General features: G+C 34.9%; 33 protein-coding genes. 30 read left to right on the top strand and 3 right to left on the bottom strand.

Annotated features, from left to right (window positions below; translation table 11 throughout):
- Positions 1–4 precede the first annotated feature (4 nt).
- The 3 genes from QZV12_RS05030 to QZV12_RS05020 all read left to right on the top strand — a co-directional run bounded on the left by QZV12_RS05030 (position 5) and on the right by QZV12_RS05020 (position 1,168).
- Positions 5–457 (top strand): hypothetical protein, encoded by a 453-nt coding sequence (locus QZV12_RS05030; RefSeq protein WP_295618202.1) that lies wholly within the window; start codon positions 5–7, stop codon positions 455–457.
- Positions 458–641: 184 nt separating this feature from the next.
- On the top strand, positions 642–938 hold the full coding sequence (locus QZV12_RS05025; protein WP_295618199.1) for a hypothetical protein: 297 nt from the start codon (positions 642–644) through the stop codon (positions 936–938).
- A gap of 56 nt (positions 939–994) precedes the next feature.
- Positions 995–1,168, top strand: a complete 174-nt coding sequence (locus QZV12_RS05020; protein ID WP_295618196.1) for a hypothetical protein — start codon at positions 995–997, stop codon at positions 1,166–1,168.
- A 217-nt stretch (positions 1,169–1,385) separates the two neighbouring features.
- On the opposite strand, the gene QZV12_RS05015 is transcribed toward QZV12_RS05020, so the two are convergent.
- Both QZV12_RS05015 and QZV12_RS05010 read right to left on the bottom strand, forming a co-directional pair.
- Positions 1,386–1,655 carry a hypothetical protein gene (locus QZV12_RS05015; RefSeq protein ID WP_295618193.1) on the bottom strand — a complete coding sequence of 90 codons (270 nt, stop codon included), beginning with the start codon at positions 1,653–1,655 and terminating at the stop codon, positions 1,386–1,388.
- On the bottom strand, positions 1,627–1,800 hold the full coding sequence (locus QZV12_RS05010; protein WP_295618191.1) for a hypothetical protein: 174 nt from the start codon (positions 1,798–1,800) through the stop codon (positions 1,627–1,629). Before QZV12_RS05010 ends, QZV12_RS05015 begins: the two co-directional genes overlap by 29 nt.
- Before the next feature lie 23 nt (positions 1,801–1,823).
- On the opposite strand from QZV12_RS05010, the gene QZV12_RS05005 reads away from it, so the two are divergent.
- From QZV12_RS05005 to QZV12_RS04940, 14 genes are all read left to right on the top strand, one after another.
- Positions 1,824–1,982, top strand: a complete 159-nt coding sequence (locus QZV12_RS05005; protein ID WP_295618188.1) for a hypothetical protein — start codon at positions 1,824–1,826, stop codon at positions 1,980–1,982.
- A gap of 1,349 nt (positions 1,983–3,331) precedes the next feature.
- Entirely contained in the window at positions 3,332–3,871 is a 540-nt protein-coding gene (locus QZV12_RS05000; protein ID WP_295618185.1) for a hypothetical protein, read from the top strand.
- A 32-nt stretch (positions 3,872–3,903) separates the two neighbouring features.
- The gene (locus QZV12_RS04995) at positions 3,904–4,194 is read left to right on the top strand and encodes a hypothetical protein (protein WP_295618182.1); all 291 of its coding nucleotides are present in this window, start codon (positions 3,904–3,906) and stop codon (positions 4,192–4,194) included.
- A gap of 11 nt (positions 4,195–4,205) precedes the next feature.
- Complete coding sequence (locus QZV12_RS04990; RefSeq protein ID WP_295618179.1) at positions 4,206–4,511, top strand: hypothetical protein; 306 nt, start codon at positions 4,206–4,208, stop codon at positions 4,509–4,511.
- Positions 4,512–4,555: 44 nt separating this feature from the next.
- Positions 4,556–4,711, top strand: a complete 156-nt coding sequence (locus QZV12_RS04985) for a hypothetical protein (RefSeq protein WP_295618177.1) — start codon at positions 4,556–4,558, stop codon at positions 4,709–4,711.
- 14 nt (positions 4,712–4,725) lie between these two features.
- Positions 4,726–4,917, top strand: a complete 192-nt coding sequence (locus tag QZV12_RS04980; protein ID WP_295618174.1) for a hypothetical protein — start codon at positions 4,726–4,728, stop codon at positions 4,915–4,917.
- Entirely contained in the window at positions 4,918–5,199 is a 282-nt protein-coding gene (locus tag QZV12_RS04975; protein WP_295618171.1) for a hypothetical protein, read from the top strand.
- A 12-nt stretch (positions 5,200–5,211) separates the two neighbouring features.
- Complete coding sequence (locus tag QZV12_RS04970) at positions 5,212–5,583, top strand: hypothetical protein (protein WP_295618168.1); 372 nt, start codon at positions 5,212–5,214, stop codon at positions 5,581–5,583.
- An 11-nt stretch (positions 5,584–5,594) separates the two neighbouring features.
- A complete protein-coding gene (locus QZV12_RS04965; protein ID WP_295618165.1) occupies positions 5,595–5,792 on the top strand; it encodes a hypothetical protein in 198 nt (65 codons plus the stop codon).
- A 9-nt stretch (positions 5,793–5,801) separates the two neighbouring features.
- A complete protein-coding gene (locus QZV12_RS04960) occupies positions 5,802–6,143 on the top strand; it encodes a DUF2958 domain-containing protein (protein WP_295618162.1) in 342 nt (113 codons plus the stop codon).
- A 16-nt stretch (positions 6,144–6,159) separates the two neighbouring features.
- Positions 6,160–6,384 (top strand): DUF4314 domain-containing protein, encoded by a 225-nt coding sequence (locus QZV12_RS04955; RefSeq protein ID WP_295618241.1) that lies wholly within the window; start codon positions 6,160–6,162, stop codon positions 6,382–6,384.
- Positions 6,385–6,394: 10 nt separating this feature from the next.
- Complete coding sequence (locus QZV12_RS04950; RefSeq protein ID WP_295618159.1) at positions 6,395–6,547, top strand: hypothetical protein; 153 nt, start codon at positions 6,395–6,397, stop codon at positions 6,545–6,547.
- A gap of 19 nt (positions 6,548–6,566) precedes the next feature.
- The gene (locus QZV12_RS04945) at positions 6,567–6,734 is read left to right on the top strand and encodes a hypothetical protein (RefSeq protein ID WP_012955110.1); all 168 of its coding nucleotides are present in this window, start codon (positions 6,567–6,569) and stop codon (positions 6,732–6,734) included.
- Between the two features lie 263 nt (positions 6,735–6,997).
- Positions 6,998–7,204 (top strand): hypothetical protein, encoded by a 207-nt coding sequence (locus QZV12_RS04940; protein WP_048812362.1) that lies wholly within the window; start codon positions 6,998–7,000, stop codon positions 7,202–7,204.
- A 492-nt stretch (positions 7,205–7,696) separates the two neighbouring features.
- Here the strand turns inward: QZV12_RS04940 and QZV12_RS04935 are convergent, their stop codons facing one another.
- A complete protein-coding gene (locus tag QZV12_RS04935; protein ID WP_295618153.1) occupies positions 7,697–7,819 on the bottom strand; it encodes a hypothetical protein in 123 nt (40 codons plus the stop codon).
- Between the two features lie 669 nt (positions 7,820–8,488).
- Here QZV12_RS04935 and QZV12_RS04930 point away from each other — a divergent pair.
- The 13 genes from QZV12_RS04930 to QZV12_RS04870 all read left to right on the top strand — a co-directional run bounded on the left by QZV12_RS04930 (position 8,489) and on the right by QZV12_RS04870 (position 22,913).
- Positions 8,489–8,764, top strand: a complete 276-nt coding sequence (locus QZV12_RS04930; RefSeq protein WP_295618150.1) for a hypothetical protein — start codon at positions 8,489–8,491, stop codon at positions 8,762–8,764.
- Positions 8,765–9,157, top strand: a complete 393-nt coding sequence (locus QZV12_RS13665; protein WP_366925538.1) for a type II toxin-antitoxin system VapC family toxin — start codon at positions 8,765–8,767, stop codon at positions 9,155–9,157.
- A gap of 200 nt (positions 9,158–9,357) precedes the next feature.
- Positions 9,358–10,308, top strand: a complete 951-nt coding sequence (locus tag QZV12_RS04920; RefSeq protein WP_295618146.1) for an adenylate/guanylate cyclase domain-containing protein — start codon at positions 9,358–9,360, stop codon at positions 10,306–10,308.
- Positions 10,301–10,792, top strand: a complete 492-nt coding sequence (locus tag QZV12_RS04915) for a Pycsar system effector family protein (protein ID WP_295618143.1) — start codon at positions 10,301–10,303, stop codon at positions 10,790–10,792. The genes QZV12_RS04920 and QZV12_RS04915 overlap by 8 nt, the downstream gene beginning before the upstream one ends.
- A 7-nt stretch (positions 10,793–10,799) precedes the next feature.
- The gene (locus QZV12_RS04910; protein WP_295618140.1) at positions 10,800–11,519 is read left to right on the top strand and encodes a hypothetical protein; all 720 of its coding nucleotides are present in this window, start codon (positions 10,800–10,802) and stop codon (positions 11,517–11,519) included.
- A gap of 490 nt (positions 11,520–12,009) precedes the next feature.
- Positions 12,010–13,161 (top strand): helix-turn-helix domain-containing protein, encoded by a 1,152-nt coding sequence (locus QZV12_RS04905; RefSeq protein WP_295618137.1) that lies wholly within the window; start codon positions 12,010–12,012, stop codon positions 13,159–13,161.
- A gap of 223 nt (positions 13,162–13,384) precedes the next feature.
- Entirely contained in the window at positions 13,385–14,380 is a 996-nt protein-coding gene (locus tag QZV12_RS04900) for an integrase (RefSeq protein WP_295618134.1), read from the top strand.
- A gap of 757 nt (positions 14,381–15,137) precedes the next feature.
- Positions 15,138–15,269 (top strand): hypothetical protein, encoded by a 132-nt coding sequence (locus QZV12_RS04895; protein WP_295618132.1) that lies wholly within the window; start codon positions 15,138–15,140, stop codon positions 15,267–15,269.
- Positions 15,270–15,325: 56 nt separating this feature from the next.
- A complete protein-coding gene (locus QZV12_RS04890; protein ID WP_295618124.1) occupies positions 15,326–16,957 on the top strand; it encodes an Ig-like domain-containing protein in 1,632 nt (543 codons plus the stop codon).
- Positions 16,958–17,204: 247 nt separating this feature from the next.
- Positions 17,205–19,181 carry an Ig-like domain-containing protein gene (locus QZV12_RS04885; RefSeq protein ID WP_295618121.1) on the top strand — a complete coding sequence of 659 codons (1,977 nt, stop codon included), beginning with the start codon at positions 17,205–17,207 and terminating at the stop codon, positions 19,179–19,181.
- A 224-nt stretch (positions 19,182–19,405) separates the two neighbouring features.
- Positions 19,406–21,580 carry a hypothetical protein gene (locus QZV12_RS04880; protein ID WP_295618119.1) on the top strand — a complete coding sequence of 725 codons (2,175 nt, stop codon included), beginning with the start codon at positions 19,406–19,408 and terminating at the stop codon, positions 21,578–21,580.
- Positions 21,581–21,928: 348 nt separating this feature from the next.
- Positions 21,929–22,561 carry a MotA/TolQ/ExbB proton channel family protein gene (locus QZV12_RS04875; protein ID WP_295618116.1) on the top strand — a complete coding sequence of 211 codons (633 nt, stop codon included), beginning with the start codon at positions 21,929–21,931 and terminating at the stop codon, positions 22,559–22,561.
- A 13-nt stretch (positions 22,562–22,574) separates the two neighbouring features.
- Positions 22,575–22,913 (top strand): DUF2149 domain-containing protein, encoded by a 339-nt coding sequence (locus QZV12_RS04870; protein ID WP_295618113.1) that lies wholly within the window; start codon positions 22,575–22,577, stop codon positions 22,911–22,913.
- The last annotated feature ends 94 nt before the right edge of the window (positions 22,914–23,007 follow it).

The raw sequence follows: 23,007 nt of genomic DNA, 5'->3' as shown, positions 1-23,007 counted from the left end.
TGTTATGTCAAAAGTAAGAAAAAACGTTACTCTTGATGAAGAGCTTGTTGATCTAGCAGCAGTAAAGTTGACAGTTCCTTTGTCTACCTTTTTTAACAACACTTTGAAGGAACATCTTATGACTTCTGATGAGTTGAGTGAGGTTAAAAAGGAAATCCAAGAGCATGAGGCTTCATTGAATGTATTGAGGCCACAGGAAGCACGATTGGAACAGCTTAAGGTTCTGGCTATCAATAACAGGAATATTTTTGCAGGTTGCCATGACACTCTCGTAAGGATGTCTGAAGTCAATGGAGGTTTCATTGGTCAAAACCAGTTAAGGATATTTGCTGACAATAAGGATTTAGATTTTAAAGCTTTGCTGAAATATTGCAAGGATGAAGGATTTAAGATAACAAAGCTTGCTGACAATAGTACTAGGAAAGGTGTTAAAGTTGTAGGCATACGTGACATTTAAGAAAGTTTAGGAATTTTTGAAAAAGTATATGTGATGTTGAGTGTGTATTAGTGTGTATTATACACACTAGTGTGTATTCACGTTCGCATATATTTTTTTATTTTTTTTTTAATTTTTTATATATTATATATTATATATTTTTTTATTTATTTATTTATTAATTATTTAAGCAATGGAGTTGTTTTTGTTGACAATTGGACGTTTGGAGAATGTTAAAAAGAGAATGGATGAATTAATCGGATTGTCTGAGGAGTTTGATGGAATAGATTATGAAATCGAGTCAGAAAATGCAGTCTATTTCTTCTCTATTCCTAAGTACATTAAGGAAGGCATTGTTATTCTAAAATATTCTGCAATTTATGAATTGCATTCCATGTTGAAATATATGGAAGGAATAATTGTAGACATCTTGGAAGTTGAGGACAATCCTGATGACGAAAAGAGAGACCTGCTATATGTGCAGATAGAGGTGAAGGAATGATTAGCGACGAATGGGAAGAGGAGTACTATGTCAAGGTCAACGAGGAGAAGGAGCAGGTGGAAGTCAGGTTCTTCAGCAAGGTAGACAGGCTTGTCTTTGCACAATCCTATTCCTGCTCATCTTCTTTTTCCTTTGACGAGGCGGAAAGATTATGCAATAGGTTATGCTATGAGCTGACACACAACTTAGGAAATAGGAGATACTATCTAGGAGAATATCATGGATCTTAAGGAAGGAATTCCAAGCCAGTTTCAACTTAGATTATGAAAATGAAAGGAAAATGTTTTTTAGACACCATAATCAGACCACACATTTTCAAGAGAGGATTTTGAATTCATCACTGACTTGTTTTTTGAATTTTGAATCCGGAATTGCACCGTAAAAATCACCTTGGAGCTATTTTTTACAGTTTTTATTTTTTTTTGGATCACCGGCTCCATGAACGATTCACATTAAGGAGTAGCTTTTTATGAAACAGATTGAGGAATTGAGTGTATGTGGAACCTGCAAGCACAGCCATTTGATTCCAGACATAGGAGGAGAGATAGCACTGAACATTTGCAGGATAAGTTCAAGGGCTGTCAACAATGATGGAGGACTGACATATTGCATAGGATGGACATCAAGGAGGAACAAATGATGAAGTTCAGATGTCCGTACTGTGGAAAGGTAACGGAGATGAGTGCATTTAAAGTGCTGTTTGGATTGCTGTTGCATCAGAATTTAAGGGTTTGGTGCGACAGGTGCTTCTGCAGCACACATTGGCACTTGAAGCTCTGGAGGGGAGACTACATAAGGAAGGAAGTGAAGCAAGCAAGATTAGAGAAGAAGCAATGATTTTTATGTTGAGCGAAGAGGACACCCTACAGACACCTGAAGATAAAAATGAAAATCAGACTAAATGCAAATACTGCGGCAAGCCCTTCACCAAAAGGCACAACAGGCAGATATACTGTTCGGAGAGTTGCAGGACTAATGCCAAAAGGGAACAGAAGGCAAGATACCAGGCAAAAAGGAGGAAGAAGATTAAGCAGAAGATACTAATTGTTGATGAATACAAGAAATACAATCTTGGAAGCTATGGAACCAGTGCTAACGGACACAGGAAGGAAACGTTTTCACAGGAGCATATAGCCATACAGAATGAGATGAGGAGATTGGGATTGAAAAGGTAATCCTTAAAATTTTATTTGTAATTTTCCACTATGTTAATTGAAGAGAAAAGAAAGAAATTTTGCATGGACAATTCTCTCAATTTGGGCATAGTGGAAAGTTATTTGTTTTTTTCGCTATTTTTTACAAATTGTTTTGCATCTTTTCTGTTTTTGATTTTTTGGGTTTTTCTTTTTTTCTAGATTTTAAAGGTTAAATAAAATCTAAATGATGGTATCTAATTCGGTCGTGGTAGATGTGATGTTCTGCTGTGCCTTTTTTTAAGAGAGTTGCCTGCAAAGCCATATTTTATCTTCAAAATTGCGTTCGTGTTAATTAAAAATAAAGTAGTTTTGTTCACCCATTTCTACTTTATTTTTAAAAATCCTATTTTTTTCTGACATTTTTATTTAATGATGTAGATTTACAAACTTACATTTTGCACATTTATTGTATCATTCTATTTTTTTGTTTTTAGCTTTTATTATTTTATAGTCTTTGAGTCGAAACTATCTAATTCTTTGCCTTATTTTTGATTATTCAATAGGTTGTTTTGGTCTTGGTTTGGTCTCTAATTTCAAAAATTGAGTTTCATAAAATTCATTGTACTTTTTGCTTTTTTTATCAGATTTTTCTAAAATTTCACACAATATGCTATTTTTCCAAGTTTTTTCAAATTTTATGCTATTTTTCAAACATTTTTTATGAATTTTTGAAATTTCAAAAAACGTTCAAAAACCCCTTCAAAGACCAATGAGAAACCCCTGATTCCTCTTCATTCGGGTGAATTGTTGAGAGCTGAGTAATACTTTTTCGTTACGGTTTACCAAAAAAGTATTACTGTTTTTCACGTTCTCAACTGGTTAGATTGGTTGTTCTTTATTCAGCGTTGGGCTATATCGGGTTTTTTCATATAGCTTAAAGATCCGACCGTCTTTCCCCACCGAGACCAATGACGAACAGGTTAGACATTATTATTTTTGCACCCGCGAGTAATACTTTCAAACCGGGAAAAGACCAGAATCTCGTTGGTTAGAACAGAATTGAGTTACCTTACAAGTGTAAAACTGAGCGTGGTTGCTCCAACCTTCCTCAAACCTGTATATTTGAATTATTTCTCTTAACAGAGCGTTGTTCTTTCTTATTTTGTCCAAAACATTTATATCTATACGAATAAAATAACTTTTATTGTGTTTCCGTCCGTTTAGAAGAGAAAGAAGGAAGCACAGAGAGGCGATTTCATGTTAAGAGTCGTAGAGAGAACCTATTATCAACAAGAAGAAATCAAGACACTAGACAGTCGAATTAGAGAGGCAGGAGTCAACACTTACTCCCTTGCTCGTCAAGGAGCAGTTGACTATCCTACCTACGAATCCTACAACGAGGTGAGAGAAGAAAGAATCAAAGAGGCTAAGGAAAAATACGGTGAATCCTACTACTATCACTGGAGAGACGTTGAGACCTACTTCTATTACTTAGGTAGATTCTTTAGTGATTTAGAGGAAATCGAGAAGTACTTAGAAAGGACTGTTACCTATAAGCCTCACAGAGAGGAACTCAAACAGTCAATGGAAAGGTTAGACAAAAGATTCGAGGAAGTCATCAACGAGTTCTGGTATTCTCTTGAGGAATACGAGGATATAACCGAGGATGTACTTGAGCAGTTGAAAGAAGGTGACTGCACCGTTCATTGCGAATTCCTAATAAAAGAGTTTAAGAGATTCGTCAATGTATTGTGCAGAATCATAAGACAAAACGAGATTAACCATAAGGAGTTCTAATCTCCTTGTCTCATAATTTTAGAGGTGAAAGAATGGACGCGATAAACGTTATCAATCAAAATCGTATTATAAGTGATGTTCTATGCCGTTGTACTGTAAACCTTATAAGTGTCTACATTGGTGATGCAGACTGCTATACTGAGCCGACCGTTGTCATCAAGTGCTACACCACAGATTTGGCTTTTGCAACCACAGAACACGATGAGATTGTCTTAGAGGACGATGAATTTGACTTAGAATTGACCTACGAAGACGGAGAGTTCTCAATTGGGTTAAATTCCAAGAAAATTGGGGAATTAGGATACATTGAATGGGTAATTTAGGTGGTTTTTGTATGGTTTTTGTGGATTTGTGCGAGAACGAAATAGCAGAAATGGTCGAGACCTTCTTCCGTAATGGAGACGGTGTCAGCAGGATTTTCACCAACAGAGCAGTTGGCGAGATAGTTGAGCACTACTGTTCATTTGAAGAAGAAGGTAAGATTGCAGTCAATCTCAGAGATTTCCTGAAATACAGCATCTCTCTTTATGACTCAATTGGAGAGGCTGTCGATGACGGAGTGAACCTTGAGGAAGTGAGCATAATAGATGACACCAACACTTATAGTGGGAAATCCCAAGTCATTCTGATTGGAGGGTGAGAGATATGGTGAACTGGCTGAAGGCTATTGGAGACAACTTCTCAGTGGACTATCTTCTGTTAGCATTGGTCTCTGAGAAGGACTTGAAAATTATTTGTATTGTCCTCAACTCTTATGGGTTCGTCCCGTTTGAGAATGTGGGAGAATTGGTTGTTGACTTTATAAGTTACAGGAAAACTGACATATTTGGAGAAAACTAAGGAGATGTGATAGAATGGTGATGAAAGTTACCTTTGAGGACGAGCACGGTGAGAAAACAGTCGAATTTGATGATGACGTCGATTGCGTTGTCATCATAGACGATGACGAAGGCAATGTAGAGATTCGCGAAGGAACCTGTGAGGACTACGAGGATTCCGACGATGAACTTGACTTCTACGATGATGACGATGAGGAGTGGTTCTGAATGGACGAGTTCGTTGAGACCCTGTTCGACACCTACTGGAAGGTGAATGAGAACGGAGAGTACATGAGCCTAACCGATTGCGGTGATTTCTACATCGCAAAGGTCGCTCCCTGTGTTCGCAACTGGAGCATAGTGATAGAATGCAATTGCTTCTGTTTTCATTGCAAGGAATTTGTCTACCATGAGAACGGAGCAACACTTGAGATAGGTATGGAGATTAGCTCTCTTTACCTAAGCCAAATGGAGATAAAAGATTTGAAGATATACATGATAGATTGTTAGAAAGGTGATGATATGGGATTAGACATGTTTTTGGAAGGAATATTTGAACAAGACGGAGAGAATGTAAGAGAACAGGTGATTTACTGGAGAAAGTCCAATCAGGTACACAACTGGTTCGTAGTCAACGCTCAGGACGGAGAGGACAACTGCCAACCACACTCTGTAAGCAGGGAACAGTTAGAGGAACTAAGAGACCTATGCAGAACAGTGCTCGCAGACAATGACAAGGCAGAGGAACTTCTCCCAACAAGACCTGGTTTCTTCTTTGGTGCGATAGACTATGACGAGTGGTACTACTACGATTTGCAGTACACCGTAGAGAAAATAGACGAAGTCTTGAAAGACGATAAGTATCTATACTTTGAGTATTGCAGTTGGTGGTAGAAGGTGAGACTATGGAATGCCCTTGCGATAATTGTGAGATGTTAAGAGAGAACGAACCAATCAAGGTGATTGACTGGAAGTCCAATTCTCCATTTGGAATGGATTTGTATCACTTTGAGGATGGTTTCAGATGTTGTTACAATGGTGAGGAAAGCTTGAGAAAAGAGGATCTAAGCAATCATGGTTGCAGACTAAGAGGAGGAATGTAGATGAAACTGATGACAAGGGAAATGGAAGGGAAACTCAAATCCTTCCCTTTCTATTCCCAAGACGGAAAAGGAGATGACGCGATAGTGGTGATGAAGTTCTTCAACCCTTACGGACTGGGAACTTGGTACGTGCTGGAAGCAGAGAAACAGGAGAACGGTGATTACCTTTTCTTCGGATATGTAGAATCACCGATAACACCTGAATTCAACGAGTACGGCTATTTCTCATTGTCAGAGTTGGAGAACCTTAAGATACCAATAAGAATCAACGGTGTCATTGTCTCCTACGGTAAGATTGAAAGGGATTTGTACTTTGAAAGGGTGAGAATTGGAGACATAATCAGGAACTAGAGAGGAAGTGTTGAGAATGTTCGGACAGAAGAAAGAATTTGTCAAAAAGATGTATCATGTCGGAGACGTTGTCGAACTGGTTCATATGGACGATGCACAGGCTCCACCTAGTGGAACCAGAGGAGAAATACTCTTCGTTGACGATATTGGTCAAATCCATGTGAGATGGGAGAACGGCTCAAGTTTAGCACTAATATATGGCGAGGAAAGGTTCAAAGTGGTTGAGAGGAAAGGAGAATAGGAGAGATTTGATGGATTTGTTGTATCTTTATGATGACCTGACTGCAAGGAGAGAGGTCTACGATTCAGTCGGATTGAGTTTTGTAGTCAAATACAGATTCTCATCTCGCAATGAAGCACGTGATTTCGCACTGAAGAACGGTGCAGTATTGATTGAGGAATGATTGAACGGAGGAGATTTAGATGATGAAACTAAGTTTGAAGGAACTCGGTGAGGAAATTGAGATGATACTTGCAGAAGGTGGATTAACCTTTGATCAAGTCGATTATCTGTTGTACTTGGAGACCTGCATTGCAGACGGAAGCATAACAGAGGAGCAGAAGAGAGAAATTATCTGTAGGGACTTCTAACAGTCTCTACCATTTTATTTTATTGTTTTGGTGAGAGAACAGGAGAGATTGATTATGTATTTGGAAATTGACGAGGTCAAGTGCGAAAACATTGACAGAATTGAGTTTGACGATGTCGCAATGGAAATCGTCCTGACAGACGAAAAGGTGTACGAGAGAATAAAGAGATGGCTGAAGTCCAATGAGATTGACTACGATTGCAGGGAAGACAGGTATTTCGCCAATCTCATAGAATATGTCATTAGGATAACTTGGTGGTAACCGTGAGAGATGTCGGATTCACCATTGAGGAACGGTTCTTCCTTACTGCTCAGGAATTGGAGTATTCCGAAGTGGGAGAGGAACACGAGAGCGTCATTGACAGAGCCATCGCGTTGCTGTACACGAAGCTCAGAACCAGAGACTTCGAGTTCACCGACGAAGAACGGGAACTCTTGGAGGACGCTTTTGTCATTGTCAGCGACCAATAGAGCACAGGTGTTTTTAGAGGGACTTTACGAAGTTCCTCTTTTTTTATGAATCACTATCTATGTATTTGGGTAAAAGTCGGAAGTTCGTAGGGTCGACATGAGATATAAGGAACCTGTTGTGAGATTTAACAGGTGATAATCATAACCATATGAATCTCATGGCATTCCTTTAAGGATTCACCCACGAAATCAGGGTTCCGTCTCGTGTGAGAACACAGGTTTATGAAGAATAGTGAGATGCCATTCATTCAGGGAGTCAAGGGGTAGGATAGTGGACTCTCTGAAAAAGTTCGTTCTCGTGTGATATTTGAAAATAAAATTAACGGAAATGGTCTAAATTGGTAAATTATCGGTAGTAAATGGGTAATTTAGACCAAAGGAGTTAAAAAACCTTCAGAAGACCTGTGCTCAATGGAGCGATTGGGTATCTGAAAAAGGAGTTGGTAAGAAAAGGTCATAGATGGGTGGAGCGACGGTCGATGAGGAATCGTGTCATAGGTTACTGCAACCGTAGACTGCTCCATGAAAAATTTCTGAAATTTTGGTGGTGAAAATTGGGTAGGTGGCATTACAAGTGAAAAAGTCTGTGCAGTCGCTTTCATTGAACGATGGCAAAAATCACTCACCGACTCTCTGAATGTGATTTTACACTTGTAATGGTGGTATTTCAAAAAGTATTACTCAGTAATACTTTTTTCCTAAAAAAGAAGCAAAAATACCAATAAAATAAGGGAAAGAAAGGTTCAGCGTTTAGCTATCTGAGGAAACCCGTTCTCTCCAAAACGAGATATTGTTCTCTCTTCTTCTCTTTGGTGATCTGTTGGGCATTGAAAAAAGTTGTGTATGCCGTTCGTTTGGTCGAATAAGTATTACTTGTCTTTCGAGGAGTAATACTTTTTGAATTTTTTCAACCCTGAAATTTCAAAAATCACTCAGTAGGAACTCAGTAGTTGTTCAGGTCTTAGACTGATTTTCAAAAAATTAGTAATACTTTTTTTATAAGATTTTATAAAATCATTCAGGTGTAGCTCAGGTGTAGTTCAGGTCTGAGAGCAAATTTCAAAAATATCATAATACTTTTAGTCATAAGTTTTCATCAGTTTTCTCAAAAATAGTTCGGTAGGAGTTCGGGTGCTGAGAGGATTTTCAACAAATTTGTAATACTTTTAAAGATCCATTTCATAATAATATACAGTTTGAGGAAATTGGCTTTTAGTGTGTATACAAATAGTTACTTTTATATACAAGTATACAAATATATTACATTGTAGAGGTGAAATGCGTATGTTGACTACAATAAGACTGGACAAGGAAATTCAGAAGCAATTGAAATTGAGAAGTGCGGAAACAGGCAAAAGCCAATTGGAACTGGCAAATCAATATATCCTCGAAGGATTGAGGAACAACAAGCCATCCAATCTGTCCCTTGATGAAATAGATGGATTGCTGGCTCATGACAAGCCTGAAGGAAACAATCTTAGAAAGTTTGCAAATCTTATTAACAACAGTTCCGAAATCGATGAAGTGAAAGAGAAAAAAGAGACATACAGAGGTTTGTAGATGATTTTTGTTGACACCTGTTACCTGATTGCCCTGATGAACGATAAGGCGAAAAAGCATCATGAAGCATTGACCCTATTGGGTTTGATTGAAAATGAAAGCACACTGATCAATTCGACTGTCCTTGTAGAAATGTTGAACAACCTGAACAAGAAAAGGTATGATTCAAAAAGGCAGGAGATAATCGACTTGCTCTATGGCATGGACAACATTGATTATCTGAGCAAGCAGGATTTCGATGATTCCTTCAAGCTGTGGAAACAGTACAACCATAGTGTCAATTACAGCGACTGCACCATTCTGCATACGATGCAGAAGCACAATGTAACAAACATCCTTAGCTTTGACGGTGATTTTGACAAGATAAACGGAATAAACATGATATACTTGTAATGAAATCTCTTCCTCTTCTTTTTACTTTTTTGATTTAAATTGGGATGATGTCCTATTTCCTGCAATATTTTGCAATGCTTCTGTTAAATAACTGATTACAAAATGATTCAGTAGTTAGATTGAATCTTAAGAATATATGAAATTTCTTCCAAGTTTTGAAGTCATATCTTCAATTCATTCATTTTATAAGAGGTATTTTTGTGGATAAAGAAAAATTTCAAGAGATTTACCCTCATAATTTAAGGTTGGATTGTGATATCCAAAAGTATTCTGATGAGGATGGAAATCTACAATTCGAAGCATCCATCCCTTTGGATGGATTTGTGCCATGCGAACGAGAGGGAGTAGTGGGATTTTGGAGTGAAGAGAAACAACTATTTATACCTAATGAAGAATTTGAACAAGGGGTTAACTCATTAGTTGGATCACCCATATTAGCTCCAACTCCTAAAATTGAAAACATCACGGAATTTTTGGAAAAACGTTATACTTTATTAGATTGCTATTTTGAGAATGATAAGCTAATTTATAATTTTTCTACAGATGGTGCTGTTTTAAAGGAATATGCGGATAGTAAAGCTTCGTTTGTATTTTTATCAATTGATATGGTAAAATCTACAGAATTGAGTTTAAAGTTATCTTCTGAATTATACAGCATAGTGCCTAATTTATTTTTAAATGAAATAGCAATTATTATTCGGATGATGGGCGGTAATATATTCAAATTTGAAGGGGATGGTTTAATAGCATTTTTTGAGCCAACTAATTTATTAAACAAAGTTGATGATTCTATTTTATGTTCTGATTATATAAGAATCTTCATTGTAGATTATCTAAATAAATTTTTAGAAAAAAAGACTCTTCCTCAATTAGAATTCCGGATTTCTTTAAATTATGGTGAGGTTTATGTTAAAAATATAGGGGAAACTATTGAATTAAATGGTTATAATCTCAATGCAACCAAAAAACTGCAAAAATTTGCTAACTCTAATGATATTATTTTAGGGTCTAATGTTGTAGATTTGGCTCATAAAAAATGGAAATCTCGGATGAAAAAATTGAAAATTAATTCTAGAAAGCTTAAACAAGCAAATCTCCATAAGGGTATGGAAATATATAGATTACATAATTTGGAGGGCAGGTATGATTGAAAAGTTATGGAAAATTTATGAAGTTAATAAAGAATGGATAAAATTTGCAGATACAAAAGCAATAGCTTTTATAGCTATTATTGGAGTCATTTTTAATATTCTTTTTAAACTTACTGATGAAATAGTTAGTTTAAGCAATTATAATATTGTTAAAATTTTATATGGCATTTCCATATTCTTATTATCTATTTCTTTATTGCTTTCTGTTTGTTGTTTATGTCCAAGAACTAGTAAAACAGATACAGTTGATAAGAAGAATGTAATTTATTATAAATCAATAAATGATAATTTTGAAAATGAAAATGATTATTTTAGTGAGTTAAAAGAGAGTGATGGGAACTTTGATGAACAATTAAGTGCACAGATTTATCAATTAGCGAAAGTTGCAACTAAAAAATATTGCATTGTAAAATGGTCATTAAGATTATTCGCTATAAGCTTTGTATTAATAATAATTCTAATGACATTATTAAAGATAGGGTGATCTTTTAATGTATGATTATAAAGAAGGAAAAAAGAGAGTAGAAGAGATTTTAAGAAATGATTTAGAAGTTAAAGAAAATAATCGTTTACCCAAATCAGAAGAATTAACATTTGATAATGCATATTACTCATGGATAGGCAGTATTTTTATTGATATTAGAAACTCTTCTTTTTTATTTAAAAATGAAAATAACAAAAACATATCTAAAATAATTAAGTCTTTTTCCTCAGAATTGATAGAAATATTAAGGGAGAATTATAATATAAGAGATATTGGTATAAGAGGGGATTGTGTTTATGCAATTTACACTGTCCCTGATAAAAATGATTTTTATGATTTATATCTGAAAGCTGCATATTGCAATACATATATAAAAATGTTAAATAAATTATTGGTAAATCATAATTTGCCAACTTTTAAAGCAGGTATTGGGTTAGGAGCCTCTCAAACTCTCGTGGTTAAGGCAGGAAGAAAACACGTAGGAATCAATGATAAAATTTGGATTGGGAGCTCAATTATTGATGCATCAAATTTTTCATCAATTGCAAATACATATGGATTTGAGAATATTGTTATGTCATCTGTATTTTATAAAAATTTACATGATGTTCATAAAGATGTGGAGAAATATTTTAGTTTTAACATATCAAATTATGGTAATTGTTATTCTGGGGATGTGATTATGACTGAATTTAATGATTGGATAAAGAATGATTTTAAAGATTAAATGAATCCATTTTTGGATTTATACTCTCTAAAAATGAGTTTTACAAATTTCAAAAGAGATGGTAATAGGAAGATTTTAAAAGAGAGTCATCTAAGTTAAGAGTCATTAGTGTAGGCTATAATCTAGCTAACATTAGATAATGGTGATAAATTATTGCGTATTGTGTGGATGAGTCTGCTAAAGATTCTGAAAAGTAATTGTTTTTAGATGATTGAAGTCAATTTACAAGATTTATAACTAAAAATAGTTTTAATTTTAATTTTAATTTTTGAATTCATAGTTTTCCATTTGTGTGTTAAATTATGTTTTTATTAGATGAATCGATTGATTATTTAGTCGAAAATCTAATATTTAAGATATTTTTCCAGATACAATTTTATGGGTAACTCAATGCATATATTTCTCCATTAAATTTAAATAGGTTGTTTTATATTAAATTAATATTTAAAGAATAGGTATTGGATTACAACTGCATTTAATCTTTGATATAATGGAGGATACTTCATTGAAATTTAAAAACGAGTATGGTGGAAATAAGATGAGTTTAGACAAAAAATCTATAGATAATATTAATTTACAAGATATAAGTGATTTAATTAAATATAAAATACCTGAAAGTAAAAATTTAGAATATAAAGGCGAAATGCATGGAGATAAAGAAAAAGAAAATATTAATAAAACAGTCTGTGGTTTTGCTAATGCTAGTGGTGGTTTATTTATATATGGTCTTGAAGAAGATGAAAATAAAAAGCCTACTGAAATTAAGGGCATCTCATTAAATGGCACTAATTGGGATGAGAAAAAAAGAAGCATATTGAGTATAATTGGGACTAATATTGAACCAAGAGTGGATGTTAAAATAAGAGAAAAAAAGATAAGTGAGGATAAGGTTGTAATATTGATTAAAGTTCCTAAGAGTTGGAATGCTCCTCATTGTATAAAGAAAAATAATGGAAAAAATAGATCATTTTACATTAGGAGAGATGGTAGCACTGATCCAATGGAATTTGAGGAGATAAAAAGCATGTTTGATTTTAGTAATAATCTACAAGAAAAAATTAACAGTTATAGGAATGAAAGATTTTCATTTTGGAATTCTAAAATTAATGATAATTATAAAGTTATTTTTCATGCAGTGCCTTTCGATTCATTTTCAAAATCACGTATTGATTTAAAAAAAGCTAGAGTTGCTCTTCGAAATAAACAATTTTTAGGCGGATTTTATTCTTCTGATTTTGAAGGTTTGTATAGTAGTAGCCGATATCCATTCAAAATAAGATTATTTAGAAATGGCATTTTTGAAGCAATTCGTGACGAAGATAAGGGGGATGTTTATGTGGATAATTTTAAAGAAAGGTTTGAAGAATTTGTAAATGGATGCTTGGAATTGTATGAAGAATTAGATATTTTGTGCCCAGTTGTTTTTTTTGTAACTTTTACTAATGTAAAAGGTCGAAAAATAGCGAAAGGTCCACTTAATTTATCTATGCTTCAAGATGCTGAAAGAGACACTCTTGATCCTGCAGGAGTTATAATTGAAGATAAAAATCAAGTAGGGTCTGAAGTGCATAATTTATTTGTTCCTATCTATAATCATTTTGGAATAGAATGTGATTATGACTTTGAACAATCTGAAAACTAATAGTTTAATTTGTAACAATTAGAAATAATCATCTTTTTTTAATTTTATTTTAAAACAAATTATTTAAAAAAAGCACTAAACAATGTCATTTTTCCTATCCTTTTAATCTTTTTAATTTTATTTTTCTTAATTAAATAATATGTTAATGAATGATTTGCTTGAGGTTTTTTGTAGTGACCGTAATATTAAAAATAGTACAATCATATCTTATAAGTCTGCTATTTTGAAGTATGAATCTTTTCATAAAATTGCTATGGATGATTTGATTGGTGAGGCAATTGAGGATGAAGAAAGAGGCATTCCACTTAAAGATAGACGTATCAAGAGGAGATTGATGGATTTTAGAGCTTTTTTATTGGGTTCAGATTTGTCTATTGGCACTGTCCGAACCTATCTTTCCAGAATCAAGACTTTCTACAGGCACTTTGAAGTTGAATTGCCCTATTTGAATGACATCAGCTTGAATGAGGAATATCTCTCATCCTATGGTGACTTGCCAACAAAGCGTGACATTAGGCGAGCTTGTGAGATTTCCAGTCTTGATTTCAAGGCAGTGATTCTTTTCATGTCCGGCAGCGGATGCGCCAAGGCGGAAACATTGTCCTTGACTGTCGGTGATTTCATAAAGGCAACAGAGGATTATCACGATGGAGGGGCCATTGACGATGTCTTGCATTCCTTGGAAAATCGCAGGGAAGCTGTCCCTACATTTTATCTGAAAAGAGTCAAGACGAAAAAGTTCTATCATGCATTCTGCTCTCCTGAAGCCACTTGCCATATTGTCAAGTGTTTGCTTTCCAGAGGTAGTCTCTCTTTGGAAGACAAGCTGTTTGACTTCACTGACAGCTCACTGATATATAACTTCAAGAAGGTAAATGACAAGCTGGGGTTCGGCTTTGTTGGAAAATACAGGTTCTTCAGGTCCCATGCCCTAAGAAAGTACCATGCAAGCAATATAGGTTTAAGCGCTGACTATATCGATGCCTTGCAGGGAAGGGCAAAGACCAAGGTCCATGAAGCCTACATCAAGACCAATCCTAAAAAGTTGAAGGAAATCTACATTTCAGCAATGCACAATGTCATGGTATTCGATGAATGGATAGAAAAGTATGAAAATTTTGATAAAGAAGAGGATACGAATACTGTCATTGAGAACCAGGTGATAAATATCATCATCAATTTCACTCTAGATGGAATGGAGTATAAGGTGGAAAAGTAGAATATGTTTTTTATAGATTTTTATGTGTTTTTGGTAAAGAAACATAATTTATTTGAAACAGCTGCATTGTATGATGATCATAGAAAAAGCATTTTTTAGTGAAATTTTAAACAGTTAAATTGGACTTATTTTTATTTTTAAGGGAAATTCTTTAGTTGTTTAATTTAAAACTAGATTTTAATAGTTATATTCGAAAAAAAAAACAGTTATTTGGATTAAGCATTAAAATGGCTTTTTATATCAAAAAATTTTTTGACCGAACTTAATTCAGCAAACTTTATATAAGTATATATTTATATATAATAAATGTAAAATTCATTTGAGTAGTCACCAATCTAGCTTGATAAGAACTTATTTTTTTATCAAGATTATTTGAATGGATTTAGGAAAAACAGATGTTTTTCCCATTTTTCAGTAAGTCTCATTAGGATTTTTCATGTCTTTACCAAAGAAACATAAAAATCATGAGAACCTATAGGACTTATTGAAGAAATTTTCTGGATATTCTTTTCTACCTTTCCTGATGGAAAAGTGAGGAATTTTGAAAATAAAAAAATTATAATTTTGTGATAATATGAGTTTTAAAAAGATATGCATATGTTTAATACTTATATTTTGTATAATCGGAGCTGCTAGTGCGGCAGAGGATGTGTCCACGGATGTTGTGGATGCGAGCGCTGATGCTGTTGCAGTTGATGCGGTTTCCGAAGATGTAAGCGATTCAGTCGAATCTATAGACGATGAAGTTGAGCCGGCTGTGGTTGAGTCTGCGTCTGCTCAAGAAGAGAATGATGATGTTGAATTGGAGGCTTCTGTGGATGAGGAGCCTGCTCTTGAAGAAATTGTTGAAGGAGATTCCGGACAGTCCCTGTTCTTGGTGATAGTTTAAACCATAGTGTAATTTATGTCAATGTAAGTTCTTCTAATAGTTATAGTAGTGCTAATGTGGATGGTAGTAGTTGGGAAAATGCATATGGTGGTAATAGGGCTTTAAATTATGCAATACAACATATCCTTAATGAGGGTATAATCTATGTGGCTGATGGTGTTTATAGTATGTTTGGTGGTAGTGTTGATGCGAACTACACTATTATAGGGTTAAATAAGGATGCCACAATTTTTGAACAAAGAGATTTTTCAAGTCCTGATTGTAAAACTTTCCCAAATAATTATGGTAAAACTGAAACTTTTGTAACTACTTATATTAACATCACTTTCAAAAATCCAAATGTTAATTTAAGAGGAGATAAAGTTTTCATTAATTGTACTTTCATCAATTCTAATATAACTACTGATAAAGACATATATAATTACTTTATTATAGGTGATGGTTCCCCAAGTATCTATTACACTGAAAAGACCTGTGTTATTAATTTCACTGATTGTGACTTTGTAAATTATAATACTGAAGGCAGTATTTTAGAAGCGTTCACCACTTCTCAAGTTAACTTCAATAATTGTCGCTTTGAGAATGTTACTGCTAATTCCATTGTAAACAATACTGGTGAATTTATATTGGAAGATGGAATTAATTTCAAGGATTGTGTCTTCAATAATGTGAATGTTAAAGGTATTGTGGATGTTGCTACTGGCAGTGCCTTTGGTGAAAGATATGCCATTGAAGGTTGTACTGGTGTAGAAAGTTATGGCATTGTAACTGAAGGTGATCGCGATTATGTCAACAGCACTGAAAAAGCTGAAACTGTCATTGGTGCTGACGATTTGACTGTTGAAGTCAATGTTGCTGCAAACTTAACTGTCACCCTTAAAGATGCTGATGGAAATGCTCTTGTAGGCAAAGAGATCACTGTCAGTGTTGACGGAGTAAACAGCACTGTAACTACTGTAGAAGGAGGGGTAGCCACTATTCCTATCAGCTATGATGCTGAAGGTGTCCATGAATACACATTATACTTTGCTGGCGATGAAACCAATTACAAGGAATCAACCAAACTTGTAACAGTAACTGTCACCAAAGCAAGTGAACCTGACACTCCTGTTCCTCCTACTAAAGTTGCTACAAAACTTGCTGCAGCTAAAGTAACCGCTACATATAATGTTGCTAAAAAATTAGTCATTACCCTCACTGCTGATGGCAAAGCTTTAGCAAACAAGAAAGTTACTGTAAAAGTAGGCACTATCAGCAAAACCTTGACTACTAATGCTAAAGGTCAAGTAAGTCTCAATGTCGCTACCCTTGTTCCTAAGACATACACTGCTACTGTCAAGTTTGCAGGAGACAACGATTACCTTGCTTCCAGCGTAAGCCCTAAAGTAGTTGTAAGCAAAGCAAAACCTAAGATCACTGCAAAAGCAAAAACCTTTAAGGTTAAAGTCAAAACCAAAAAATACACAGTTACCCTTAAAAACAACAAAGGTAAAGTAATGAAAAAGGTCAAGCTTACCTTGAAAGTAGGCAAAAAAACCTACAAAGCAACCACAAACAGCAAAGGTAAAGCAACCTTCAAAATCACTAAATTAACCAAAAAAGGCAAATACACTGCAACTGTCAAGTTTGCAGGAAGCAAATACTACAAAGCATTAAGCAAAAAAGTAAAAATAACCGTTAAGAAATAGGGAAAAATCAACATTTTTCTCTATTATTTTTTTATTTTTTTCAGTTAGTTCAAAGAAAGATTAGGGTTGCTGATAATTTATTTCTTATTTTAATCTCGTGAGTGGATTGGAATAATAAATAAATTATTTAAAAAACGTTTATTAATAACTTAAATGTTATAATATGAATTTACTAAAAATGTAATTTTTTCTGATAAACTGAAAATTTACATAAGTTCATTTGCTAATATATTGAGGGTGAGGAATAATGAAAAATAATGGAATGAAGATTTTATTAGTGGGTCTACTTTTATTCTGCTTTATCGGCACAGTATCTGCATCGGATAATATGGCTGAATTAATGTATAGTGATGATTTGGGAGATTTTGATGATGATTCATTAGGTATCAGAGATTCTGAAATCATGGAAAACATTGATGATGACATCTTATTTGATGACAGTGATTCTGAAATTGCAGAAGATGATGAAAAGCCTTCAGAGATTTATATAAACAACAGTAAGGAAGAAAGCGGTGATGGATTAAGTCCTGAGACTGCATACAAAAGCTTTGATTATTATACATTTGATAAAGTGGCTGTCAATGGCACTATTCATTTGTCTGAAGGCAACTATGGAGTTCCTAATGGAGGTCAGGAATACAATACAAATTATAATGTTGTCGGTCAGGAAGGAACAGTAATTAATTCATTTTGGTTTGATGGGTGGTATGTTAACTTTAATCAAACATTGACTTTCATCAATGTGACTTTTGAAGTTCCTTCCGTAGGAGAGGCTAGTTTTCCAGAACTCAATGATGGAATATATACTGATAGATTAATCCATTATGGCATTTCTTGTGATGGCCGTGATTTCAATTTTATCAATTGCACTTTCATCAACACTTCCTTAGTTTCCGGGTGGTATCAGCATGCTCAACCTAACCGGGATGGTGTGACTGATGTTTGCACTGCAACTTTCGAAAACTGCAAATTCTTAAACTACACTTATGATTCAAATGTAGAATATTATAATGTTACCATGTATGGCGGATTCGTTTATCCGGTATATGAATATGAAACAACTTCAATGATTACAAATTTTGAATGCAGCAAGTTTATTTTCAATAATTGCCTGTTTGATAATGTAAGTTCTGATGCCATTGTTGATTCCTATGGAGGAAATGTTGATAACTACGGTCGCGTGGATGGAGTGTACATCTATAATTCCACATTCGGCAATTGTGACACAAATGGGATTGTCAAGGCTCGCCAAGCAAGCAATATCGTGATTTCCAAGTGCATTTCTGATTTCCCAACAAGTCCAGATATTCCAGTAGTTGCTCCATTTTACATAAACTCTACTGCAGACAGGCCAGTCATCAATACCAGTTTGAATGTTGTTGCAAGCGGCAACAGTCTGATAATCACATTAACCGATGAATCCAACAATCCATTGGTTGATGTGGAGATAGAGGTCGTCACCAACGGCAGAGTCTCTTATGAGTATACAAACGAGAATGGTAAAATAGTTTTGAGTAATTTTGTAGGCAAGTACAGTTTTGAGATTTCCTATCCTGGCGATGAGTATGAAGGTTACACTCCAGCTTCAGTCAATAAGACATTCAGTTTCATGGAAACTAGTGACAACGGCACTAATGATTCTGAAATTCTACCTATTAAAATTGCCACTAAGCTTATAGCGCCTAAGGTAAGTGCAGTTTACAATGTTGCCAAAAAGATTGTTATCACCTTAAAGGATGCAAATGGAAAAGCATTGGTAAACAAGAAAGTGACTGTCAAAGTCGGTTCAATCAGAAAGACATTGACAACCAACAATAAAGGTCAAGTAAGTCTCAATGTTGCAACCCTTGTTCCTAAAACTTATACTGCTGCCATTAGCTTTAATGGAGATGACCTTTATAAGGCTTCTTCTGCATCTGCTAAGATTGTAATCTCTAAAGGCGTGACCAAGTTAGTTGCCAAGGCCAAGACATTTAAAGTTAAGGCAAAAGCCAAAAAGTTTGCCGTCACTTTAAAGGATTCTAAAAACAGGGCTTTAAAAGGCAAAAAGATCACTATAAAAGTCAACAGCAAGACTTACAAGGCAACAACTAACAAGAAGGGTGTTGCAACTTTCAAGATCACTAAGTTGTCCAAAAAGGGCACCTATAAATCAAAGATAGTGTTTAAGGGAGACAAGTGGTATAAGGGCGTTAGCAAAGTTATTAAGATTAAATCCAAATAGGATTTTTTTAAATCCTATTCTTTTATTTTATTTATTCACTACAATGTTGAGTATTAAACGGATTCGTGTTTGTTGTGGTGAATAAATAAAATGGATGAATTAATGGTTTTCTTTAGTTTGTTTATTTTATTATATGATTTTTTGTAATTTAGAAGGTGGGATTTGTTTTGAGATTAAAATATCAATTGTTATTGTTTCTTTCAATATTTGTTTTTATTTTAGGCATGAATTTTGTTTCCGCCTTGGATGCGGATACCTGTTCTGCTTTAAATGATAGTGGTATTGCTGATTCAATAGAAGGTTCTTCCGTTGATCAGATTACTGAATCCTATTCTTCTTCTGAACTCGAACAGGAGAGCTTAAACGCTGAAATTATTGATAAGGCTAACGACTTAAGCTCTCAGAATGAATTGCTGTCTGCTGATGATTCTTTTGCAAATGATTATAATATTAAATCTGAAAAGAATGTTCTAAAAGAGGATAATGAGACTGATGCCAATCCGACTTATTGTGTGAATTCTGATAACTATACTCGTTATTTTGACAGTAAAGGTGTTTTAAGGGATGAGTTTGCTGGTTCAATTCTTTTCTTTGATGGCATTTTTGATAATAAGGGGGTATTCACAATAGATAAGGAGAACACTACTGTCATTTCCAATAATTCCAACTTTATCAATACCGTGTTTTGCCTGAATGCATCAAGGGTTGTTTTAGCCAATTTTAATTTTACTGTGGATAAGACAATTGATAAAAATAAGAATGCTGGCATTTATATAGCTTGGGACAATATCACAGTCTTTAACAACACTCTTAATTATTTCTGTCCAAAGAGCACCAATTACGGAATCTATGCCAATGACAATATTGGTCTTAATCTGATAAACAATACTGTTAATTTCATTGGCCAAGCGGAGAATATGGGTTTTAATTATGCTGTTTATCTGAATTATTGTTATGATGCATTGGTGAGCGGCAACAATATCAGTGTTGTTTTGCCTTTGTGTGATGTTAGTTGGGGCGCTGGCATTAGCATGGGCGTGAAGATGGACAAAGTTTCAGCTTTGGCTGCCGAAGGCTGTGACAATATGCAGCTTATAGATAATAATGTCTATTCTACCATCAATGGAGCTAAAGGGCGGAATCCTACCTTGTCTACTGTCTTGATTTATGCCTGTGACAATTCTACAATCAGCGGCAACAACATTACTGTTGAGGATTTCTACACTCGCAAGGGCACTGCCAATTTCTTATATGCCTTGGATTTGTACAAGCTGAATAATGTTTGCATCTTGAATAACACTATTGACGTCTTCACTTATGGTGGCAGTGGTCAGTGGGGTACCGCTTACCCTATTCAGGTAGCAGGTCCTGCTTATAATATCATGATTGCATACAATCATTTGCACAGTGTGAATAATGGTCCTAATGTTGGAATTTATTCCTATAATTATTATGGTCCTACTCAGATTGACATAATCAGCAATTTCATTAACATTACAGGTAATGCGACCAATTATGGGTGGGGTTTGGTTGCTGGCATTGAGGCACAGGATTCCAATGACCGTATACTAAACAATACCATAATTGTCGACACTGTTGGCGGTTGGCATGCCGGTGATCATATTTACGGCATAAGCTATTCTCAAAGTGTTAGTGGCAATCATAAGTATGAAATCAAGTACAACAATGTCACAGTTCCAGGTGCAATTGCAATTAGCCTGAATCATGGTATGCAGGATTCCACCACCAGTGATTCCAATGTAATGTATAACATATTGAACACTGCTGTTGGTCAAGGCGGCGATTCCGCTGTAGCCATAGGGGGAAAGGGCAAGAACAATGTTGTCCGGTACAATACCAATGGTTCCAATCCTAATCGCCATATGTCCGAGCGTGACTTGCCTGATTGGTATTTGAATTTTGAACGCCCTCGCGATAGCGGATTCAGCCTGTTCTGGATCAATTCAGGAGATTCAAATTCTCCTCCTGGCTTTGCCACTGATGATTCCAATGGCAATGGCTTCAAAGGCAATGGAAATGGAAAAGGCAATTCATGGAACGGCAATGGAAACGGCAATGGATTCAATTTCAATTCGGATGTCAACGGCAGGAACAGCAGGTTCTCAAGGTCCAATGCAACTCATGGAGACTTGAATTCAACCCATTACGCAGTAGGGGATTCCGGATTGAGCCTTGCAGCTGCAAGTGCCACTGCAGGCTCTAGAGACAGTTCCACTGCAGATGCAGATGTTAAGAAGAATGCCTATGAAATCGATGAGAAGGACAGTTTGGCAGTCAAGTCAATTGACTATATTCAGTTGGCAGGCATTTGCATAGCTGTTCTGTTATTGTTGCTTGTGGGATATAAGCGTCAGAAGGATAAAGAGGAAGAAGAATAGTTAAAATTTTTGTTTATGATGGAGTGTTTGCCAAAAAATAATAGTTTTAAGCTTCATATTTTAGTATAAACCTCTAGAGTATATTTTTTTGGCAAATGCTTTCCTTTTTAATTTTTTAATTTTAAAATTAAAGGATAAAGTTTTGTTTTTTAATTTTAAAATTAATAGATTATTGTGATTTATTAATGGTTTTATCTACATTAGCAATTTATAAAATTTAAGATTATAATATTTCTTTAATTATTTTAATGATTTGATAAATTAAACATTAGTTTTCATATGAAACATATATTTTAATTCATCAACTTTTTAATTAAATTGTATAGTTTTTAGGAGGAGTATTTTTATATGGTTGGCACTAACATTTTAACATCTACTTTGGATTTGGTTAGCCAGAGTCTTCAAATCCCTGTAATAATATTTCTGTTGCTCTTTGCAATAGGAGCAATTATCCTATTGGGTGGATTGATTAGGGAGTTCAGGCATAGGAAGACTGTTTCCAATGTGGAGATGAAAAGATTAATCAATGAGATCTCAAATGCAAACAGTCAAGAGGAAATATTGAATATAGTGGACAATTCCCAAATACCAAATTCAATGAAGAATGACTTAAGGGAGATTACAGGCACTGATCTTGACCTTGAATCAAGAATAGCGCTTGCAAAGAAACTAGTGAGCAGCAGAGAAAAGAAATTGGAGAAAAGACTATCATACACTGATATTATCACTCGTATCGGTCCTACTTTAGGTTTGATGGGTACTTTGATTCCTATGGGTCCTGGTCTTGCTGCTTTAGGTAGCGGTGACATTGTGACTTTGTCCAATGCTATCATTGTTGCTTTTGACACCACTGTTGTGGGTATTGGTGCTGGTGCACTTGCTTATGTAATCAGTAAGATTAGACGCAGATGGTACAGTGAGTACATTGCTAACATTGATGTCTTGACCGATGTTGTCCTTACAAAAATAGGAAAGCTTTAGGAGTAATGTTTTTATGGTTAAGCTTAATCGAAAGACTGCTTTTGAGGAGGAAGAGGAAGATCCAATGACTGGTGTTGCAAACCTTGTGGATGCAATGCTTGTAATAGCAGTGGGACTTTTGGTGTTTCTAGTCATCTCATGGAACATGCAGGCAATTGTATTCAATGAGGATATCAATCCCGAACAGAGGCAGGATGCTATCAATGCCATGAAGCAGGTAACAGAGATAGATCAAGGAAAGCAGTTGAATGAGACTCCTGATGTAAGTTCAAGTTCCGGTGAGGGTTACAGTGAGCTTGGTAAGGTCTACAAGGATTCAAATACGGGCAAGCTCATCATGATTGAAAACTAACTATTTTTTTCTTTATTCTTTTTTTCACTTTTTATGCTCATTTTTAAATAATATTAACAATAAATCTTAATATATTAAAATATATTAAAGGGGT

It is taken from the genome of uncultured Methanobrevibacter sp. (assembly GCF_902769175.1).
Lineage (GTDB): Archaea > Methanobacteriota > Methanobacteria > Methanobacteriales > Methanobacteriaceae > Methanobrevibacter.
Note: the sequence above shows the minus strand (reverse complement) of the source record. Positions and strands in the feature narration are given on the sequence as shown.